This is a genomic window from Blautia intestinalis, from assembly GCF_014297355.1.
GTDB classification, from domain to species: domain Bacteria; phylum Bacillota; class Clostridia; order Lachnospirales; family Lachnospiraceae; genus Blautia_A; species Blautia_A intestinalis.
Genome location: NZ_JACOQE010000001.1, coordinates 175,284 through 194,006, shown reverse-complemented (window position 1 = coordinate 194,006; position 18,723 = coordinate 175,284). Strand labels below are relative to the sequence as shown.

Genomic DNA, 18,723 nt, shown 5'->3' with positions numbered 1-18,723 from the left:
GTTAAAGCCTCCCTTTATTTTTCTCCAAATATTCCATCGCATACACCGCCTGTCCGAGTGCGATTCCGCCGTCATTTGGCGGCACAAGCTGATGTTTCAGCACCTCAAATCCCTGATCTTTAAGTCCATGATCTGTCAGCTCCAGAAGCAGCCGGTTCTGAAAAACGCCGCCGCTCAATGCCACTTTATTGCATCCATTCTGCTGCCTGATCTGTACACAGGCATCGATGATCTGATAAGCAAGTTCCTGATGGAAAAAGTATGCCAGTCTGCCTGAATCTTCACCATTTAAACGACGATTCATGATTTCTTTTATTAAGGATTCTGTATTGAGCAGTAACCTGTCACTTTCCAAAATTCGTTGCTTACTCTTTTCAGGTAATGTTTCCTTATACCCTTCCGCGGCAAATTCCAGTGCCATGGAAGCCTCGCCTTCGAATGTAGATTTGCTGCAGATTCCAAGTATCGCACTCACGCCGTCAAACAACCGCCCGGCACTTGTTGACATCACAGCATTGATCTTACGGTCTGCCATGGTAAACTGCACGTTTGCTTCCTGCTTCGTACAAAGAGCTAACTTTTCTATTATTTCAGCAGCCTTTTCTCTGTCTCCTGTTATTCCGTAGACCAGTGAAACTGCAATCCTCCATCCCTCTTTCGAAGATGCATCGCCGCCGATCTGCAAAAACGGCATCACACTCCCGGTTCTTTCAAATCCATGCAGATCTGCCAGAAGGATTTCACCTCCCCAGATGGTTCCGTCTGTTCCATATCCGGTACCGTCAAAAGAAACTCCGATCACCTGCTCCGCACAGTCATTTTCTGCCATACAGGAAAGAATATGTGCATAATGATGCTGAACCTTCACCACCGGTAATCCCAGTTCTTCGGCAACCATTACCGAATTATATTTCGGATGCATATCACAGCATACGATTTCCGGCTCGACCTCCAGAAGTGTTTCCAGTCGACCGACCGTTTCCTGAAGTGCTTTCACTGTACGCAGATCTTCCAGATCTCCCACATATGGAGATGGATAAAAACGGTTATCCACACCGATGCAAAAAGAATTCTTGAGTTCTCCGCCAATGGCAAGCACCTGTCCCCGGTATGGTGTGGATACCATAAACGGCAGCGGTGCATATCCTCTGGAACGGCGGATCATGTATGGTTTATCCTCGTAAAAATCCATCACTGAATCGTCTGCGCGAATGCGTATCTTACGGTCATGTGACAGCATACAGTCGCAGAATCCGGACAATTCTGTCTCTGCCTCATGGTCATCCCGGCAGATTGGTGCACCGGAAGTATTGCCACTTGTCATCACCAGAAATTCCGGCATTTCGATTCCGTCATCATATGTAAAAATCAATAATTGTACCGGTGCATATGGGAGCATTACTCCCACCTTCGGATTGCCCGGAGCTACCGACGGACAAAGGATTTGAGCATTTTTCTTTTTATCAAGGAGCATAATCGGCTTCTGATGTCCATCGAGAATCTTCCCCTGTTCTTCAGATACTTCACATTCTTTTTTTACTATTTCCATATCTTTGGCCATCACAGCAAAAGGCTTCATCGGTCTGCGTTTGAGCTGTCGCAGGCGAATGACTGCTGTTTCATTTGACGCATCACAGCAAAGATGAAAGCCTCCGATTCCTTTAATTGCAACGATTCCTCCATCTGCGATTGTCTTTCTTGCAAACGTGATCGCATCCCTGCCCCGCTCACTTCGTCCGATCAGATAGACCTCCGGTCCACAGTCGTTGCAGCATACCGGCTGTGCATCGTACCTTCTAGTCTCCGGATCATGGTATTCACCGGCACATTCCGGACACATCGGAAACTCTTTCATACTTGTCCGTTCCCGGTCATAAGGAAGCGCATCCAGAATAGTAAGACGCGGTCCGCAGCAGGTACAGTTGATAAACGGATGCAGGTATCTCCTGTTTTTCGGGTCAAACATTTCTTCTTTACATTCTTCACAGATTGCAATGTCCGGTGAAACAAAAATTTCTCCTTTTGTTTTTTCACTCTCGATAATGTCAAACTGTGTATAAGTCTCAGACTCTTCTACGTTTTCCACATTTATCTTCAGGATTGCCGCCCTCCGCGGTGGATGATTCTGAATATCTGAGATAAATCCTTTTACTTTTTCTTCTGATCCCTGCGCATAGATTTCCACATAAGGCCCTTTGTTACTGACATTTCCCCGAACGCCCCATGACATTGCATGACGGCTGACAGTCGGTCGGAATCCTACCCCCTGTACGATCCCGTAGACCCGGATCTGTCTGGTGATTTCCTGGTTCATATGCTCACTCCCACCTGTCAAATTTACACTTTTCATTCAATGTCTGCCATCTCAGACAAAACCAATTTTCTGTCTGATTTTTATTCCGGCAGTCAGAATTCAACAGGTTTTTATTTACTGTTCTATTGGTTTTTTATTGTTTATCTGACACTATATCAGTTTCCCGGACACCGCAAAATGCCTTGTATTCACAAATGTTCCATCAAATTTTGGTGTCATCCGATCCATACATTCGTCTGCAAAAATAATATCAAACTCACCATTCTGCACCAGTTCTATGTAGGCATCTTCATCACGAAGAATCACATCTCCATCTGCCTGAAGTTCTTTTTTCATCATAAACCAGCACGCCGTCTGAATCGCCTTTGCGCCTCGTTTCAGCAGTTCTTTTCGGATAGAACCGGCAATCACCTGCTGGTGCACGACAAGTATTCTTTTACCCGTATAATCCATCTCCGGAAGTAAATCTTCCACCAGCGGATAATAAATTTCATATGCTGTTCCGAATGTTTTTTCCAGATATTTTGCTGTCGCAAGTGCTGCCGGAGAAACTACGATATTTTTGCTTACCGAGGACACTTTTTTTACTTCTTCAAGTCCGTCTCCCATGCAGTAGCAAACCGCCTTCTGCCCATATTTTCGCTGAAACAGCTCCCGTATTTTATCCGCGGCAGCAAGGTCACTGACATCCTGCGGTGTCATTCCCAGAACACCGATTTTATGCTCATCCACAGGATATTTTTCTACTGCAAAAGTCTTAAAAAGCTCCAGAAAAGCTTTTTCTTCCCCCTTATCATAGAGCTCCATTCCATCTGTATCCACAGTGAGAACAGGCAGATTCATTTTCTTTTCTGTCATGCGTCTGAGTGCCAGATAATCCGTTGCAATCACAGCCGGAACCGGTGTTCCGATCACTGCCGTAAAAGCAGCATCCACTTTCTCTGCCGCATCCGCGAGCTTTGCCACAAGGCGGTCATCGCGCCCCAGAATGGCATCCATATCGCGAAGTCCTGCACTGAAAATCGCACTTTTCTGTTCGAACCATCGTGGCTCGTCGAAACCACAGACATTGCCGGTACAGCCTCCCGCATCGCAGATCACCACGATACCACCAAGTTCAAAAAGCACCGATACCGCACCGGACTGATCCGGTGCAAACGGTGTCAGATATTTCCGAAGTCCTCTCATTCTGCCACCTCCTTAAGTGCCTCAAACAATCTTCTCACCCCGGCAAATCCGAACGGCTGCTCATCCTGATTCCACATAATTCCCGGGCATCCCTGATGGTAATAAAGCGCATCCTTTCCTATGGTAATATTCACCCCGCTCTTCTTCGGATCATAATAGAGCATGGTCGGCTCCATATTGGAAAATACCTTTGTATCCGGGCTTAACTCGGCAATATGTTTCATATAAACAAAGTTCTCTATCGTGATTGTTCCATAAATTTCCGGTACTTTGAATCCATATTTCAGAAGTGCCAGTGCCATTTCAAACGGATCACCGTTCATACATTCACCGACTGCAAAGGATGCATCCGGACGAACCTTACGGAAATGTTCCACAGCCTGCTCTGCCTCCCTGCGGTATGCATCTGTATCAAAAGCAACTCCCAATACCGAACCGAATGCCTGATACTGGTTTTCTATTTTATCAGTCTGATACAGCCGCCGGAGTTCAATAAACGGTATCCTCAGGCGCTCATGAAAATCCTCTGCCGCGGCTCTTGCTTCCTGATGAAGAACCAGATTGAAATTCGCCTCGGCCATGGTTTTGTATTCATCAAAATCCCGGCATCTGGAAATCTCATGAATCGTTTTTATTCCTGCACTGTGCAGCAGCTCATACAACTCACAGTCATCCACGAGCGGTGAAAAAAATCCCAGAAGATTAACGACATTTCCCTTTTTCTTCGCCGGTTCGAGAAGAGAATATAATGACTGCCGTACATGCACCATCGGCGGTTTTCGCCCTTCACGAGTCAGTGCATACATATAACACGGACGTACCGGAAGTCCCGCCCGTTCCTCTGCTTTACGACAGACACGCTCCATATCGGTACCGAGCAGCGCGTCCACACAGGTAATGCAGATCATAACAACTGAGGGCTTTTTCTCAAGTCCCGCACAGACCTCTTCAACTGCCTTCGGAATTTTTTTGAGATGACGTCCCGTTACAATGTCTGTTTCATCCATCATCAGATAAAAGAATCGATTATCATATTCACGCATGGAGCTGATCAGAGATGTATTCCGTCCACAGCAGCCCGGCGCCACGATCAACATAATCGAATCCGGAATAGCAAGCCCGGCACGCTTTACACCAAATCCTTCCGCTCCCGGCGAGTTAAAGGCAAGCGTTGCCGGTGAACTGTAGATCAGATGCATATTTGACTTAAACTGATCCGGGATATTCTCTTTACCAGAATCATTCAATTCTTTTACTGTACAATAATAGGCCTCTCTCATTCTTCTTCCTCTGCTTTCAGAAGCATTTCTGCCAGATCAAAAAATCTCCGACTGATTTCAGAATCTTCATCTCCCTCGATCACGGTCTTACCCTGATCCTCCCAGCGAATAATTTCGTCACTTCTCGGTATCTCACCTACGATCGGGATGTTGCTTTTCTGTGCAAATGCCTGTACTTTTTCTGTTTCATTTTCTACGTTTCGATGATTCAGAACAATACCGAAAACCCGCGCATAACTCCGGTCTTCGAAGTTCCGTACTGCACTTGAAATATTATTTGCCGCATATAATGCCATCTTTTCACCTGAGGTCACGATGAGAACTTTTTCTGCATATCCTTCACGGATCGGAGCTGCAAACCCGCCGCAGACAACATCACCGAGAACATCATAGAGCACGACATCCGGCTGATATGTTTCGAATAATCTCAGGTCTTCCAGCAACTGAAAAGTTGCAATGATTCCTCTTCCGGCACACCCAAGTCCCGGTGTCGGTCCACCGGTTTCGATACAGAGTACCCCACCGAATCCTTCTTTCGAAATATCCTCCAGAGTCTCCGGTTCTTCGTCCTCCTCACGCATATAATTCATGACAGGACGAAGCGGTTCTCCGCCAAGCAGATTGATCGTTGAATCTGCCTTCGGGTCGCATCCGATCTGAATGACTTTCTTTCCCATGGATGCGAAAGCCGCCGCCAGATTAGAAGTCACGGTTGATTTTCCGATGCCTCCCTTTCCATAAATCGCTACTTTCAGCATTTGTAAATACCCTCCTCCTAAAAAACAGCTCTTACAGATTCCACCCGAAAAACCTTCCCTTGCATTCTTTGGTATACAAAAGGACTCCTCCACCGTCAGGGTAGAGAAGTCCTGTAAATGTCACTGTATTATTCACTCGCAGTAACCTGTAAATTTCACATAAACACCTATTCCCGCTCGGATGATTCCTTGCCGTCAGAGTCTGTTCTGTTTTCATTCTTTTCTTTCTATTTTACGTTTTTATCTGACTTTATTGTACTTTACAAAAGCGCAGTGAGTCAACGCTAACAGGTATTTATTCTGTTATTTTATCATAACAAACCGGCTGCTTTCATACAAACCTGTCAATTATAACAACCCCGCAAACAACCTCATAAACAGCTGTCCCAGACGAAGATATGCGCTGCGTCCGCTGCAGTATTTTTCGGTAACATCCCGGCACTCTTTCATTGTCTCCTGCAGATCATTCCGGATATTCAGAACTGCATCACAGTCTGCCATAAAGCAGCCGTTTTCAAAGTGATGATACAGACTTCGATAGTCCAGATTGATTGTTCCACAGGTCGCCATACAGTCATCAGCGACGCTCATTTTGGCATGGCAGAAGCCCGGACTCCACTCATAAATGCGTACTCCGTCTTTGACCAATTCATGATAAAACGATCTGGTGACACTGTATACCAGCTTTTTGTCCGGAATTCCGGGAGTAACGATCCTGACATCCACGCCCCGTTTGGCGGCAAGTGTCATTGCGTGGGCCATTTCATCCGTGATGATCAGATACGGTGTCATAAACCAGCAATATTTTTCTGCCTTATCCACCATGCTGATATAAACCTCTTCACCAACCTGCTCATCATCCAGTGGACTGTCCGCATATGGCTGAATAAAACCGGTCTGTTGGGCTTCATATGGATATTCCGGTAAAAACTGTGCGAAATCCATGTCGTTTTCATCCTTGTCACTGATTGCATTCCACATCTCAAGAAACGTCACTGTCAGGGAACGTACCGCATCCCCCTCCAGACGGATTCCGGTATCCTTCCACTGACCATACGGATGTGTCAGATTAAAGTACTCATTTGCCAGATTATATCCACCGGTAAATCCGACTTTACCGTCAATAACGGTGATCTTACTATGGTCACGGTTGTTCAGAAAGAGGTTTAAACCGGGCATGAACGGATTAAAAACCCGGCAGCATATTCCGACTGCTTCCATCTTTTTGATGAAATCTGTATTAATAAAACCAATTGATCCCATATCGTCATAAAATACTCTGACTTCCACACCGGCCTGTACACGCTCTTCCAAAACATGCTGAATCCTCTGCCAGGCCTCGGCATCCTCAATCGCATGATATTCCATAAAGATAAATTTCTCTGCTTTAGCCAGTTCTTCAAGCTGTGCCTCCAGTCCCTTCAAAGCCTCGTCATAATAAGTTACATCTGTATTCTGATATACAGGGTAACGGGCATTTCTCTGTATATATGAAGAAATATTTCCCGCTTTTGGGATTGTATGCTGTAATTTTTCCTGAATCTTATGATTCTTCGGAAGCAACAGTAAAAGCCGTTCATCGATATCTTTATAACGTTTCCTCATCTTACTCGTACCGCCGTTCAGACCAACCATCAGATACAATGTAAGTCCCATAATCGGAAATACCATAATCAGGAAAATCCACGGCATCTTGATCGTCGAGGTAACCGGAGATGCATACATATTTAAAATGACAATCAATCCCAATATCCTTGTACACAGGTTGATTGCCTCTGCGTAACGATTCAGTCCTGTAAACAACAGTAAAACAAATATCGCTTCCAGTAAAATGCACACAACTGAAAAAACAAGCCTGGTTACACCGTTTTTCGTTTTCGCTCTGCCCTCAAGCGTCGTATCCTTCATAAACTCCACTCCCTTTTCTCTGACAGTTCATTTTTATGATTGTGATACACATCATAGCACTTTATGACAGAATCGCAAACACAGAAAACTTCAGGGAGAGCTACAGCCCTCCCCGAAAAAATACATTCTATTCTTTTACACTCAGACGCACCAGTGCTCTCTGCAGTTTTGCAGATGCCATCTTATATTCCTGGTCGGTGAGGCCGCCTTTGGCGATCATTTCTTCGGCGCGTTTTTTTGCCGCCTGCGCACGCTCTGCGTCGATATCTTCTTTCCATTCCCATGTGGTAGCAAGAAGGCGGCAGGTTCCGTTCATCACAGAGAGCATTCCACCGATGCAGGCCGCTGTCCGTCTGGTTCCGTCCTCCATGACTACGCTGGCTTCGCCCATACCAAGGGCAGTGCAGAAATTACAGTGTCTTGCAAGAATGGCAAGATCACCGCCTACACTTCTGCAGACCACGCGCTCCACATCTCCTTCAAAAAGAAGACCGTCCGGTGTTCCGATCCGTAAAGGGAAGGTACTCATAAGACACCTCCTTTACTGCTTCTTAGCTTTTTCAAATACTTCATCAATAGTGCCGGCAAACAGGAAACAGCTCTCCGGAATGTCGTCACATTCTCCGTCAAGGATCATCTTGAATCCTCTTAAAGTTTCTTTCAGCGGAACATATTTACCAGGCATACCGGTAAACTGCTCTGCTACAGAAAAGCTCTGAGACAAATATCTCTGTACCTTACGTGCACGGCTTACCGTACGTTTATCGTCTTCAGAAAGCTCATCCATACCCATGATAGCGATGATATCCTGAAGTTCTTTGTAACGCTGAAGCACTCTCTGTACAGATCTTGCTATCTCGTAATGCTCGGTTCCGACAATCTCCGGTGAAAGAATACGGCTTGTGGAATCCAGAGGATCTACTGCCGGGTAAATACCCTGACTGGAGATCTCACGGGAAAGTACAGTTGTCGCATCCAGATGTGAGAATGTCGTTGCCGGAGCAGGGTCTGTCAAGTCATCGGCAGGTACATAGACAGCCTGTACCGATGTGATGGAACCTTTACGTGTAGAAGTGATTCGCTCCTGTAAATTTCCCATCTCTGTTGCCAGTGTCGGCTGATATCCTACTGCGGACGGCATACGTCCGAGAAGTGCAGATACCTCAGAACCAGCCTGTGTAAAACGGAAAATATTATCAATGAAAAGAAGCACATCCTGATTCTTCTCATCACGGAAATACTCCGCCATGGTAAGTCCTGAAAGTCCGACACGCATACGTGCTCCCGGCGGTTCATTCATCTGACCGTAAACCAGAGCTGTTTTGTCAATAACTCCGCTTTCTTTCATTTCATTATAAAGGTCATTACCCTCACGGGTACGCTCTCCAACACCGGTAAATACAGACAGACCACCATGAGCAGTTGCTACGTTGTGGATTAATTCCATGATCAGGACTGTCTTACCTACACCGGCACCACCGAACAGACCGATCTTACCACCCTTTGCATAAGGGCAGATCAGGTCAACAACTTTGATGCCAGTCTCCAGGATCTCCGTTGCCGGCATCTGCTCTTCATAAGAAGGTGCCGGACGATGAATAGACCAGCGTTCCTTTGCTTCCGGAGCCGGCTGATTGTCTACAGGCTCTCCGAGAAGGTTAAATACTCGTCCCAGGCAGACATCTCCTACCGGAACTGTGATCGGGCCGCCGGTATCTACTGCCTTCGTGCCCCGGACAAGACCGTCGGTAGAGTTCATGGCAATACATCTTACGACATCGTCGCCAATCTGCTGCGCTACCTCGGCTGTCAGCTTTGCGCCGTCTGATTCTATTTCTATGGCATTGAGAAGAGCCGGGAGTTCGTCGTGCGCAAAGCGGATATCCAGAACTGGACCGATGACCTGTACTACTTCGCCAATGTGTTTTTCACTCATGTTTTAAGTCTCCTATGATATTTTAAAGCCCTTCCGCACCTGCAACAATCTCCGTGATCTCCTGCGTGATGCTGGCCTGTCGTGCCCTGTTGTAATACAGATTGAGTTTATCGATCATCTCTTCTGCATTGCTGGTCGCAGCGTCCATGGCCATACGTCTGGCTGCAAGTTCACTGGCAGTACTTTCGCACACACCGCCATAAACCAGACCCGCCAGATATTCCGGAACGATGGCATCAAACACAACCTCCGCATTCGGCTCGTAGAGAATCAGATTTTTCGTGTCTACTCTGCCGCCGCTTTCTTCCCTGATATCAGTCATTGGAAGTATGGAAAATACATCCGGCTGCTGGGAAAGCATTGATGTGAAAACTGTATAACACAGTTCAATATGCCCAAACGTTCCTTTTCGGAATTCTTCACAAAGCATATTTGCGATCTCAAAACAGTCCGCAACCGAAACATCTGCAATCTCTGCGAAACGGTCTGTCAGGCATTCAATGCCCCTCTGTCTGAAATACTCAACTGCTTTTTTGCCAATCGGCAGAACCATATAGTCTTTACCTTCCGCTGCTGCTTCCAGACATTTAAAAAGGTTTGCATTATATCCGCCTGCCAGGCCTCTGTCACCGGCAATCACTACATAACAGTAACGGGGATTGGATGACTCTCTGGCATATACGGAGGAAAAATCAATATTTTCTCTTGAAATGTCTTTTAGTGTCTCATGCAGCTCTGTAAAGTACGGACGGCAGGTTTCTGCACGTTCCTTTGCCTTACGCAGTTTGGAGGATGCTACAAGTTCCATGGCCTTGGTAATCTGCATCGTACTCTGTACGCTTTTGATACGCAGCTTTACAGCTTTCATATTTCCAGCCATATGATCATACCCTCCTAATCACATTATTTTTCAGGTCTTGTATTCAGGAAATTCTCTGTATATGCTTCCAGTACCTGACGCAGTTTTTCTTCGGTCTTCGGCTCAAGTTTGCCTGTGGAGCTGATCAGCTGCATTACTTCAAGTCCGGCAGCATCTGTATCAAGATACGTATACAGTCCTGTTTCATATGCATTGACATCCTCTACCTTTACTTTCTCAAGGATACCTTTGGTAACTGCATACAGGATCGCTACCTGCTTTTCTACCGGAACAGGTGCATTCTGGCTCTGTTTCAGAACTTCCACGATACGTGCGCCCTGTTCCAGACGTGCCTTCGTATCAGCATCCAGATCAGATCCAAACTGAGCAAAACTCTGCAGCTCACGATACTGAGAATAAATCAGTTTCAGAGTACCGGCAACCTTTTTCATTGCTTTGATCTGCGCATCTCCACCAACTCGTGATACGGAAATACCAGGGTTTACCGCCGGCATGATACCGGAATGGAAAAGTTCTGTTTCCAGGAAGATCTGTCCGTCTGTAATGGAAATTACATTTGTCGGAATATAGGCAGATACATCGCCTGCCTGTGTTTCAATGATCGGCAGTGCTGTAAGTGAACCGCCGCCATGTTCGTCGTCAAGTTTTGCTGCACGTTCCAGCAGTCTGGAATGCAGATAAAAAACGTCACCCGGGTATGCCTCACGTCCCGGTGGACGACGGATCAGAAGAGAAAGTGCACGGTAAGCAACCGCATGCTTACTTAAATCATCGTAAATGATCAGCACATCTTTTCCTTTATTCATAAAGTATTCACCCATCGCACATCCTGAGTACGGAGCAATATACTGCATCGGGCTGGATTCAGAAGCCGTTGCCGCTACTACGATGGTATAGTCCATCGCACCGTTTCTGGTGAGATTTTCTACCAGTGAAGCAACTGTAGAACGTTTCTGTCCGATGGCTACGTAGATACAGATCACATCTTTACCTTTCTGGTTGATGATCGTATCTGTCGCAATCGTTGTCTTACCGGTCTGACGGTCACCAATGATCAGCTCACGCTGTCCACGACCGATTGGAATCATGGAGTCGATTGCCTTAATACCGGTCTGGAGAGGCTGATATACGGAACGTCTTTCGCAGATTCCCGGTGCTTTCGTCTCTACCGGTCGAAATTCTTTTGTATCAACAGGTCCTGCACCGTCAATCGGCTGTCCCAGAGCATTTACTACTCGTCCGATCATTGCTTCACCAACTGGTACAGACACAACCTTGCCTGTACGCTTTACGGTCTGACCTTCACCAATATTTTCATCGGAGCCAAATATTACGATAGAAACACTGTTTTCTTCAAGGTTCTGTGCCATGCCGAAATTTCCGTCTTCAAATTCCAGCAGTTCACCCGCCATACAGTTTACGAGTCCACTGGCCCGGGCAATTCCGTCACCAACCATCAGGATCGTACCTGTCTCATTCTGCTGAATGGCATTTTCATAATATTTTATCTGGCTTCGGATGACTTTGGATATTTCTTCAGGTTTTAATTGCATGTGTCCATTCCATCCTTTAACATTTTATAGCTTCATAGCCTGTTATCGTTTGCTATTACTTTTTATTACACCACTACTTCATTCAATTTTTTTGTAATATCTGAAATACGTCCCTGCACTGTTCCGTCAAGCTGTCTGCCTTCCATCTCTACACGAAGACCGGCAAGTACGGTCGGGTCTGTTTTCTGTGTCAGATGAATCTTCTTACCGCTGACTTTTTCAAGTTTGGCGCTCAGCGCTTCCATCTGGTCATCTTTTAATTTCACTGCGCCGGTGACTACCGCTTCCACAATTCCGTGGTCGGTATTATACCGCCGTCTAAATTCCTCGCAGCATCCGGCAAATTCTCTTAAGATTTTCTTTTCGCACAAAAGCTTCAGAAAATTCAAAAGATACAGTTCTATCTGTCCGCCAAATGCCTCGTCCAGCATCTTTATCCGCTCCTCCAGCGGAATTGCCGGCTCTCCCAGTAATTTCAGATATTCTGGATTTTCCCGAAAGATCTGTCTGATTTCATTCATCTGCTCCATGATCTGTCCATCGAGCTTTTCCTCGGCAGCAAGATCATACAGACTGCCACCATAAACTTTGGCAGCTTGTGTCATGATGCCTCACCTACATTCTCAATAAAATCATTAATCAGTTTCGTGTGATCCTCTTCATTAATTTCGCGCTCGATTACCTTGCCGGCGATCTCAACAGCCATACCGCCAATTTCTCCCTTGATCTCATTGACAGCTTTACGTTTCTCCTGTGCAATGTCTTTCTCTGCCTTTTCTTTCATGGCAGTTACCTGACTGGAAGCTTCTTTGAGCATCTCTTCGCTCTGAACAGCCGCTGTTTTCTGTGCTGTCATCACGATTTCATTCGCCCGTTCTTTTGCTTCCTGCATATTCTTTTCGTACTCAGCTTTCATGGCCTGAGCCTCTTCTTTGGCCTTCACTGCATCCTGGATCTCGGCATCGGCTTTTGCCTTACGCTTGTCCAGCATTTCATTGATCGGCTTAAAAAGGAAACGTTTGATGAGATACACCTGAATAAAAAGGTTGCAGATCGTCGCTATAAAATTCCAAGGCACAATTCCTACTAATTCCTGTACCTGCATGTTTGTAACCTCCTATTGCTGCCGCCTGATCTGTCCGCTGCAGCCTTCTGCCTTTACCTTATATTCTCGATCATCCAAGGAAATTCATGAACATGCCCGGTGCTATGAAGATAAGAAGAAGACCGGTTACAAAACCATAAATACCGGTTGTCTCTGCGATTGCACAACCAAGAAGCATAGTAGATGTAACATCACCTTTGCACTCCGGCTGACGTCCGATTGCTTCCAGCGCACTTGCAACAGCATTACCTTCACCAATACCAGGGCCGATACCTGCGATCAGCGCACATCCAGCTCCAATTGCACAACCTGCTAATGCGATACCTTTTGCCAATAACTGAAAATCCATAGTAAAATCCTCCTGTAATAAATTAATCATCCGTAACTGTTCAGTACCCTCACAGTTACGTTATCCCTTGTTTCTGCGAGTGCCCCGCACTCAAAATCCCTAACCTTCTTCTGCAGCATTCGCAATGTACATAACTGTCAGCATACAGAAAATAAATGCCTGCATAATTCCTGAGAACCAGTCAAAATATACAGATAAAATTGCCGGCACACCTACATCAAGAACAGGTATCTGTGACAGAACATCACCCACAAGTCCCGGGATCAACCCCAGAAGTGCGGAACTTGCCACTGCCAGCGCCCCATAGATCAGGCCATTGATAACAACACCGGAAAGAATATTTCCGAAATGACGGCATGCCATGCTGACCGGTGTTGCCAGTTCGGAAAGAATATTAAATGGTGTCATAACCGGAATCGGCTGTGTAAATCCCTTTAAGTAACCGCCAAAACCGCTGGTCTTGATTTTCTGCGCAGTGATCATGATAAATACCACAACCGCCCACGCTGCTTCTGTAGACAGATCTGATGTCGGGCTTCGAAGTCCGACAAGGCTGATCAGGTTTGATACAACACTTGTTGCGAAAAGTGCTGCAACAAATGGAATCATGTATCTGAATTTCTCTCCCATGTTACCTATAACGAATTTGTTCGCCTGTTCAACCAGAAGCTCTGCTACTGCCTGCCGTTTGGAAATATTTTCTTCTTTGAGATCATGTGTCAGCCAAATACACAAACCTGTGATCAGAATCATAACGATCCAGCTTATGATCATGGTCTCGCTGATTTTTAACTGTCCCAGAACCGGCAGGTCAATGGGTAAAGTGAAAAATATCCTTGCCCCATTAATATCCAGTTCCATACATTCACTCACCTCCCGTCTCTTTCTGATTTTCCCCTCCTAGTTTGCTTTATGAAATATCCCCACAAATTTCAGTCCCGTTCCCGGAAACAGAAGTGGAGCAATTCCCGCTACAAATTGAAAACACGGAGCAACGATTGCAGCGATCACCCATAGAATCATCATCATAAAACGCTGCGAGTAGCTGGCTTTGAGCTTCATCCTCGCTGTCCCCTCATCTGTGGCTGACGCAGCTTTCTGTACTGCAAGCCCCATCAGAAAAAAATTCAGGACTGCGATCATGCCGCCACCGATACCTCCTAAAATTACCGTATAATCAAATGGTACTTTATCCGGCATTGTGTAATGAAGTATCGCAAACAGAATCCACATCAGGATCAGTCCTGCTCCTGTGATCATCACGACCCTCTTTGTTTCCTTCTTTACTGCCGGCTGCACATTTTCCAGTAAACCACTCATAGTTTCCATTCCTTTCATTTATTCTGTCCTTCATTTAGATGTTTATGAATGTCTGTTAAAATATATTTTTTTACTTTTTGATTGTTTCTTGTTCTGTCTGTTTACAGAAAGATAAAATTTATATGCCACAGTAGCTGATCCGCCCATTCCGAAGAAAAATCCAGGGATGTAGATCCAGCCGCCCACACCTGTCTTTGAAATAATGAACCAGCAGAGCGCCAGACACAAAAGAAGTGGTGTGATAAATGAAAGTCCCAGCTGGGACAGCATTGTGACATTACGCATGATCTCCGACCACTGTTTCAATATTATTCTCCTTTTTTACCAATATTTGTCTATATTTTCTTTTTCGCATAGTCAAATATTACCACAGCAAGCTCAAAATCTCAATGCATTTGTATAATTTATTCAAATAATTTTGTTTTCCTCAAAATATTTTTGTTAGAATTATAACATCTTTGTTTTTTGAATGTCAGGATTATAACATAAGGCTCCATCCACAGTCATGGTACAAAAAAGAGATTTTGTCCCAAAATGGAACAAAACCTCTCTTCTGTAACTCTGTTTTATTTTCTTATTCTTACCCGATTTTTATGATACATACATCCCATGAGCCAAGAGAAACTTCCCGGTGTTCCTCATCTGCTGTACCGAGTACTGTACTGAATTTCTCTGAAACTTTAATTATTTGCTCTTCCCATGCATAATTCAGGTAAAAGCGAATATTTTCACCTTTTTCATTTATGCCCTCGCGGACGATCACCGGAAACTGTTCCGGCGCTGCCGCATGGATTCCGTTCTCTCCCAGAATCCGGACAAATAACTGCTGCAGGTACTTTTCTTCAAACATACATCCGATATACCACGCTTCACCTTTGCCATATGCATGACGCGTAACCGCGGTATATTTTTTCCAGTTTGAATGCTGATATGACAAAACAGTTTCCGCACCTTCCGACATCAGAAGTTCCATAAAATGTTCCGCCGCCGGCGCACCGCTCTCAAATCCGGTCAGAGTCACATTTTTCGGAAATGTAAACTGTTGATAATATATGCCAAACACTTCGTTTAAAATATGTGGCTGTCTGTCCTGATATACTTTTACATTTTCATTGGCAAAGGCTGTCTTGAATGTAGCGATCAGTGTGCCTCCGTGCATTGTATAATCTTTCAGACACTTCAGGAGCTTTTCATCAGCCACGTACATTGCCGGCAGGATGACTGCCTTATATTTTTCGATATCCGTACTCTCTGAATAAATAATGTCACACTCAATATTCATTTTATAGAGGGCATCATAGATCCAGCGTACCACATCGTTATATCTGATTCCATTATTTCCGGCAGCGTCCGCTTCGATTCCGAACCATTTGAGCGCGGTCAGAGATTCATTATTCACCATAATTGCAGCTTTATTATTTTTCTTAAAGCCAGACAGAACGGGAGATAATTTTTTAAACTCATTTCCTATAATACATGCCTCGCGGTAAACGGCATTTTCTTCCATATCATGGCTCAGAAGTCCCCGCCAGTACGTCTCAAAAGAATTATGAATGGAATGCCAGTGCCAGTACATGACGCCAAGTGCTCCTGCTGCCAGATGGCTGTATGCCTGCAGGCGGAGCTGCCCGTCATACGGAGTCCAGCCCGGATATCCCTGTGCTTCCGTTTCCAGCACAAGGTAGTTATCGTTTTTCAGGGAGCGAATCAGATCCCCGCCAAAAGCGATTTCAGCACCTGTAAGTGTATCCTGTGTCGGATGATAAATATCCACACCGGCAAGTGTCAGGTGCTTCGCACATTTAAAATGATCTACATCCGGCTGTACACCATAGGAATAGCCACGCCATTCAAAATCCAGATTGTGGGTGATAAACTGATCTTCTCTCTTATATTCTGAAACAATCTCTGCCTGCCAGCCAAGGAACTCCTCAACAAGGCTGCGCTGATATTTTTCAAACTCCGCACCAAGGCTTCCATTGATTGTTCCGCGCACATCAGGAAAATCTTCCCATGCATTGATCCGATTGCTCCAGTAATCCAGCCCAAACTCATGATTCAGTGCATTAAGATCGTTGTTGAATTTTTCTCTAAGGTATTTGACAAAACCAAGCTGAACATTTTTACCCGCAGTTCCGTAATATTTCGTTTCATTGTCAAGCTGGAATCCGATCACACATTTTCGGTGTGCCGAAACTTCCATCAGTTTACGGATCACGCGTTCCGCATAATAGCGATAGACCGGATGTGTGATATCCATAATCTGTCTTGCACCGTAAATGCCCCGTCCTTTGACAGTCTCTGCAAGCACATCCGGATAAGCTTTCACCATCCATGTCGGCACCGCATAAGTCGGAGTCCCAATGATGACGTTGATTCCCGCTTCTTCCATCGCATCCATCACACGGGTCACATGCGAAAAATCAAAGACACCCTCCTGCGGCTCGCATGTACTCCACGTTGATTCTGCAATCCGAATGGTGTTGATCCCAGCCTTTTTCATCATGGCAACATCTTTTTCAAGCCGGTCATATGGCATATATTCATCGTAATATGCTGCTCCGTACAGTAATTCTTTCATTGGTTTCCTGTCCCTCTCTTTTTTATTCCTTAGTTATACTTTAACATAGTTGATCGATATTTGACATTATTTTCTCTGAGATTCAGGATACTATTTCTATTTTGCCCTTTATTGTCAAGAACCTGATTTTTATATATAATTGTTTTATATCATTTTCAGGAGACGATCATCATGCAGAATCAAAACAATACAAATCCCATGGAAACGGGAAGCATCCCAAAACTACTGGCGCAGCTGGCGATCCCTGCCGTTGTCGCACAGGTCATCAACCTGCTTTATAATATTGTAGACAGGATATATATTGGGCATATTCCGGGGATCGGCGCGGCTGCCCTCACCGGTGTCGGGCTTTTTGCACCAATCCTTATGCTGTTAAATGCCTTTGCCATGCTGGTCGGTTCAGGTGGGGCGCCGCGTGCTGCAATCGCTATGGGAAAGAAAGACCATGATACGGCAGAAAAAATCGTCGGTAACTGTTTTACTTTGCTGACAGGGCTTGCCGTTATTCTGACGATTCTCTTTTACATAAGTGCACCAACCTTATTAAAACTTTTCGGTGCAAGCAGTGCAACCATGTCCTATGCCACAGCTTATGCAAGAATTTATATTCTCGGAAGTTTCTTTGTACTGATCGTACTTGGTATGAATCCTTTTATCACTACACAGGGATTTGCAAAGATCAGTATGATGACCACCGTCATCGGTGCTGTGATCAATATCATCCTTGATCCGGTTTTTATCTTTGTTCTGGGAATGGGAGTACGAGGTGCCGCACTTGCCACGGTACTCAGTCAGGCAGTCGGCGCCATCTGGATTCTTCGCTTCCTGACCGGAAAGAAAACAATCTTACGATTAACGAAAGAAAACATGCGTCTCGAAGTTCGTGTATTCGGTCCGTGCCTTGCACTCGGTATTTCAACATTTGTCATGTTGTCTACAGAAAGTCTTCTGTCGATCAGTTTCACAAACAGTCTTTCCCGCTACGGTGGGGATGTAGCAGTCGGTGCCATGACGATCATCACAAGCATCAACCTGCTTGTAGCAATGCCGGTTCAGGGAATCTGTCAGGGTGGGCAGCCGATTATCAGTTACAACTATGGCGCGGACAAGCCGGAACGTGTCAAAAAGGCTTTTTTCACGCAGTTCTGTGCATGTGTTGCTTATACCTTTACATTCTGGGCTGTGATCATGCTCTTCCCTCAGATATTTGCTTCTATATTTACTGCAAACAAAGAATTGGTAGAGTATTCTTCATGGGCGCTGCGCATCTATATGGCTGGCATCTTTTCTACTGGTTTTCAGATAAGCTGCCAGCAGAGTTTCATGGCTCTCGGTCAGGCAAAGGTCAGCCTGCTGCTTGCCTGTCTGCGAAAGATCATCCTGCTGATCCCGCTGATTTTTATCCTGCCGCACTTCCTGCCGGATAAAGTCTTCGCAGTCTTTCTCGCAGAGCCGGTAAGTGATGTCCTTGCCGCCGCCGCGACCACGATCACGTTCCTGACACTGTTCAATTCAATCCTCAAAAAAGAAACGAAATAACCCCCTGTAAGA

At 45.4% G+C, this 18,723-nt stretch carries 17 protein-coding genes; 1 reads left to right on the top strand and 16 read right to left on the bottom strand.

Features of this window, described 5'->3' with window-relative positions:
• Position 1: 1 nt before the first annotated feature.
• The 16 genes from hypF to H8Z79_RS00745 form a co-directional block, all read right to left on the bottom strand.
• Positions 2-2,314, bottom strand: coding sequence for a carbamoyltransferase HypF (gene hypF, locus H8Z79_RS00820; RefSeq protein WP_118039433.1), 2,313 nt, complete (start codon positions 2,312-2,314; stop codon positions 2-4).
• Positions 2,315-2,464: 150 nt separating this feature from the next.
• A complete protein-coding gene (locus tag H8Z79_RS00815) occupies positions 2,465-3,502 on the bottom strand; it encodes a nitrogenase component 1 (protein WP_015541882.1) in 1,038 nt (345 codons plus the stop codon).
• Positions 3,499-4,782 (bottom strand): nitrogenase component 1, encoded by a 1,284-nt coding sequence (locus H8Z79_RS00810; RefSeq protein WP_118039337.1) that lies wholly within the window; start codon positions 4,780-4,782, stop codon positions 3,499-3,501. Before H8Z79_RS00810 ends, H8Z79_RS00815 begins: the two co-directional genes overlap by 4 nt.
• Positions 4,779-5,540, bottom strand: a complete 762-nt coding sequence (locus tag H8Z79_RS00805) for a nucleotide-binding protein (RefSeq protein ID WP_118039336.1) — start codon at positions 5,538-5,540, stop codon at positions 4,779-4,781. Before H8Z79_RS00805 ends, H8Z79_RS00810 begins: the two co-directional genes overlap by 4 nt.
• A 348-nt stretch (positions 5,541-5,888) precedes the next feature.
• Positions 5,889-7,448 (bottom strand): cardiolipin synthase, encoded by a 1,560-nt coding sequence (cls, locus tag H8Z79_RS00800; RefSeq protein ID WP_118039335.1) that lies wholly within the window; start codon positions 7,446-7,448, stop codon positions 5,889-5,891.
• A gap of 127 nt (positions 7,449-7,575) precedes the next feature.
• Positions 7,576-7,977, bottom strand: coding sequence for an ATP synthase F1 subunit epsilon (gene atpC / locus H8Z79_RS00795; RefSeq protein WP_015541878.1), 402 nt, complete (start codon positions 7,975-7,977; stop codon positions 7,576-7,578).
• 12 nt (positions 7,978-7,989) lie between these two features.
• The gene (gene atpD, locus H8Z79_RS00790) at positions 7,990-9,384 is read right to left on the bottom strand and encodes a F0F1 ATP synthase subunit beta (protein ID WP_015541877.1); all 1,395 of its coding nucleotides are present in this window, start codon (positions 9,382-9,384) and stop codon (positions 7,990-7,992) included.
• 22 nt (positions 9,385-9,406) lie between these two features.
• A complete protein-coding gene (atpG, locus tag H8Z79_RS00785) occupies positions 9,407-10,264 on the bottom strand; it encodes an ATP synthase F1 subunit gamma (protein WP_015541876.1) in 858 nt (285 codons plus the stop codon).
• Between the two features lie 23 nt (positions 10,265-10,287).
• Positions 10,288-11,817 carry a F0F1 ATP synthase subunit alpha gene (atpA, locus tag H8Z79_RS00780; protein WP_118039334.1) on the bottom strand — a complete coding sequence of 510 codons (1,530 nt, stop codon included), beginning with the start codon at positions 11,815-11,817 and terminating at the stop codon, positions 10,288-10,290.
• A gap of 65 nt (positions 11,818-11,882) precedes the next feature.
• Entirely contained in the window at positions 11,883-12,422 is a 540-nt protein-coding gene (gene atpH / locus H8Z79_RS00775) for an ATP synthase F1 subunit delta (RefSeq protein ID WP_015541874.1), read from the bottom strand.
• Complete coding sequence (gene atpF, locus H8Z79_RS00770; RefSeq protein ID WP_015541873.1) at positions 12,419-12,922, bottom strand: F0F1 ATP synthase subunit B; 504 nt, start codon at positions 12,920-12,922, stop codon at positions 12,419-12,421. The genes atpH and atpF overlap by 4 nt, the downstream gene beginning before the upstream one ends.
• Positions 12,923-12,992: 70 nt before the next feature.
• Positions 12,993-13,271, bottom strand: coding sequence for an ATP synthase F0 subunit C (atpE, locus tag H8Z79_RS00765; RefSeq protein WP_118039333.1), 279 nt, complete (start codon positions 13,269-13,271; stop codon positions 12,993-12,995).
• A 99-nt stretch (positions 13,272-13,370) separates the two neighbouring features.
• Positions 13,371-14,132 (bottom strand): F0F1 ATP synthase subunit A, encoded by a 762-nt coding sequence (locus tag H8Z79_RS00760; RefSeq protein ID WP_015541872.1) that lies wholly within the window; start codon positions 14,130-14,132, stop codon positions 13,371-13,373.
• A 39-nt stretch (positions 14,133-14,171) separates the two neighbouring features.
• Positions 14,172-14,609, bottom strand: a complete 438-nt coding sequence (locus H8Z79_RS00755) for a hypothetical protein (protein ID WP_118039332.1) — start codon at positions 14,607-14,609, stop codon at positions 14,172-14,174.
• Between the two features lie 24 nt (positions 14,610-14,633).
• Entirely contained in the window at positions 14,634-14,897 is a 264-nt protein-coding gene (locus H8Z79_RS00750; RefSeq protein ID WP_072522107.1) for an AtpZ/AtpI family protein, read from the bottom strand.
• 274 nt (positions 14,898-15,171) lie between these two features.
• Entirely contained in the window at positions 15,172-17,172 is a 2,001-nt protein-coding gene (locus H8Z79_RS00745; protein ID WP_118039331.1) for a beta-galactosidase, read from the bottom strand.
• Between the two features lie 171 nt (positions 17,173-17,343).
• Here H8Z79_RS00745 and H8Z79_RS00740 point away from each other — a divergent pair, with 171 nt between their 5' ends.
• Positions 17,344-18,711, top strand: coding sequence for an MATE family efflux transporter (locus H8Z79_RS00740; protein WP_118039330.1), 1,368 nt, complete (start codon positions 17,344-17,346; stop codon positions 18,709-18,711).
• The last annotated feature ends 12 nt before the right edge of the window (positions 18,712-18,723 follow it).

Coding starts and splice junctions, on each gene's coding strand:
- hypF (WP_118039433.1), bottom strand. CDS start 2,314: ATGAACCAGGAAATCACCAGACAGATCCGGGTCTACGGGATCGTACAG.
- H8Z79_RS00815 (WP_015541882.1), bottom strand. CDS start 3,502: ATGAGAGGACTTCGGAAATATCTGACACCGTTTGCACCGGATCAGTCC.
- H8Z79_RS00810 (WP_118039337.1), bottom strand. CDS start 4,782: ATGAGAGAGGCCTATTATTGTACAGTAAAAGAATTGAATGATTCTGGT.
- H8Z79_RS00805 (WP_118039336.1), bottom strand. CDS start 5,540: ATGCTGAAAGTAGCGATTTATGGAAAGGGAGGCATCGGAAAATCAACC.
- cls (WP_118039335.1), bottom strand. CDS start 7,448: ATGAAGGATACGACGCTTGAGGGCAGAGCGAAAACGAAAAACGGTGTA.
- atpC (WP_015541878.1), bottom strand. CDS start 7,977: ATGAGTACCTTCCCTTTACGGATCGGAACACCGGACGGTCTTCTTTTT.
- atpD (WP_015541877.1), bottom strand. CDS start 9,384: ATGAGTGAAAAACACATTGGCGAAGTAGTACAGGTCATCGGTCCAGTT.
- atpG (WP_015541876.1), bottom strand. CDS start 10,264: ATGGCTGGAAATATGAAAGCTGTAAAGCTGCGTATCAAAAGCGTACAG.
- atpA (WP_118039334.1), bottom strand. CDS start 11,817: ATGCAATTAAAACCTGAAGAAATATCCAAAGTCATCCGAAGCCAGATA.
- atpH (WP_015541874.1), bottom strand. CDS start 12,422: ATGACACAAGCTGCCAAAGTTTATGGTGGCAGTCTGTATGATCTTGCT.
- atpF (WP_015541873.1), bottom strand. CDS start 12,922: ATGCAGGTACAGGAATTAGTAGGAATTGTGCCTTGGAATTTTATAGCG.
- atpE (WP_118039333.1), bottom strand. CDS start 13,271: ATGGATTTTCAGTTATTGGCAAAAGGTATCGCATTAGCAGGTTGTGCA.
- H8Z79_RS00760 (WP_015541872.1), bottom strand. CDS start 14,132: ATGGAACTGGATATTAATGGGGCAAGGATATTTTTCACTTTACCCATT.
- H8Z79_RS00755 (WP_118039332.1), bottom strand. CDS start 14,609: ATGAAAGGAATGGAAACTATGAGTGGTTTACTGGAAAATGTGCAGCCG.
- H8Z79_RS00745 (WP_118039331.1), bottom strand. CDS start 17,172: ATGAAAGAATTACTGTACGGAGCAGCATATTACGATGAATATATGCCA.
- H8Z79_RS00740 (WP_118039330.1), top strand. CDS start 17,344: ATGCAGAATCAAAACAATACAAATCCCATGGAAACGGGAAGCATCCCA.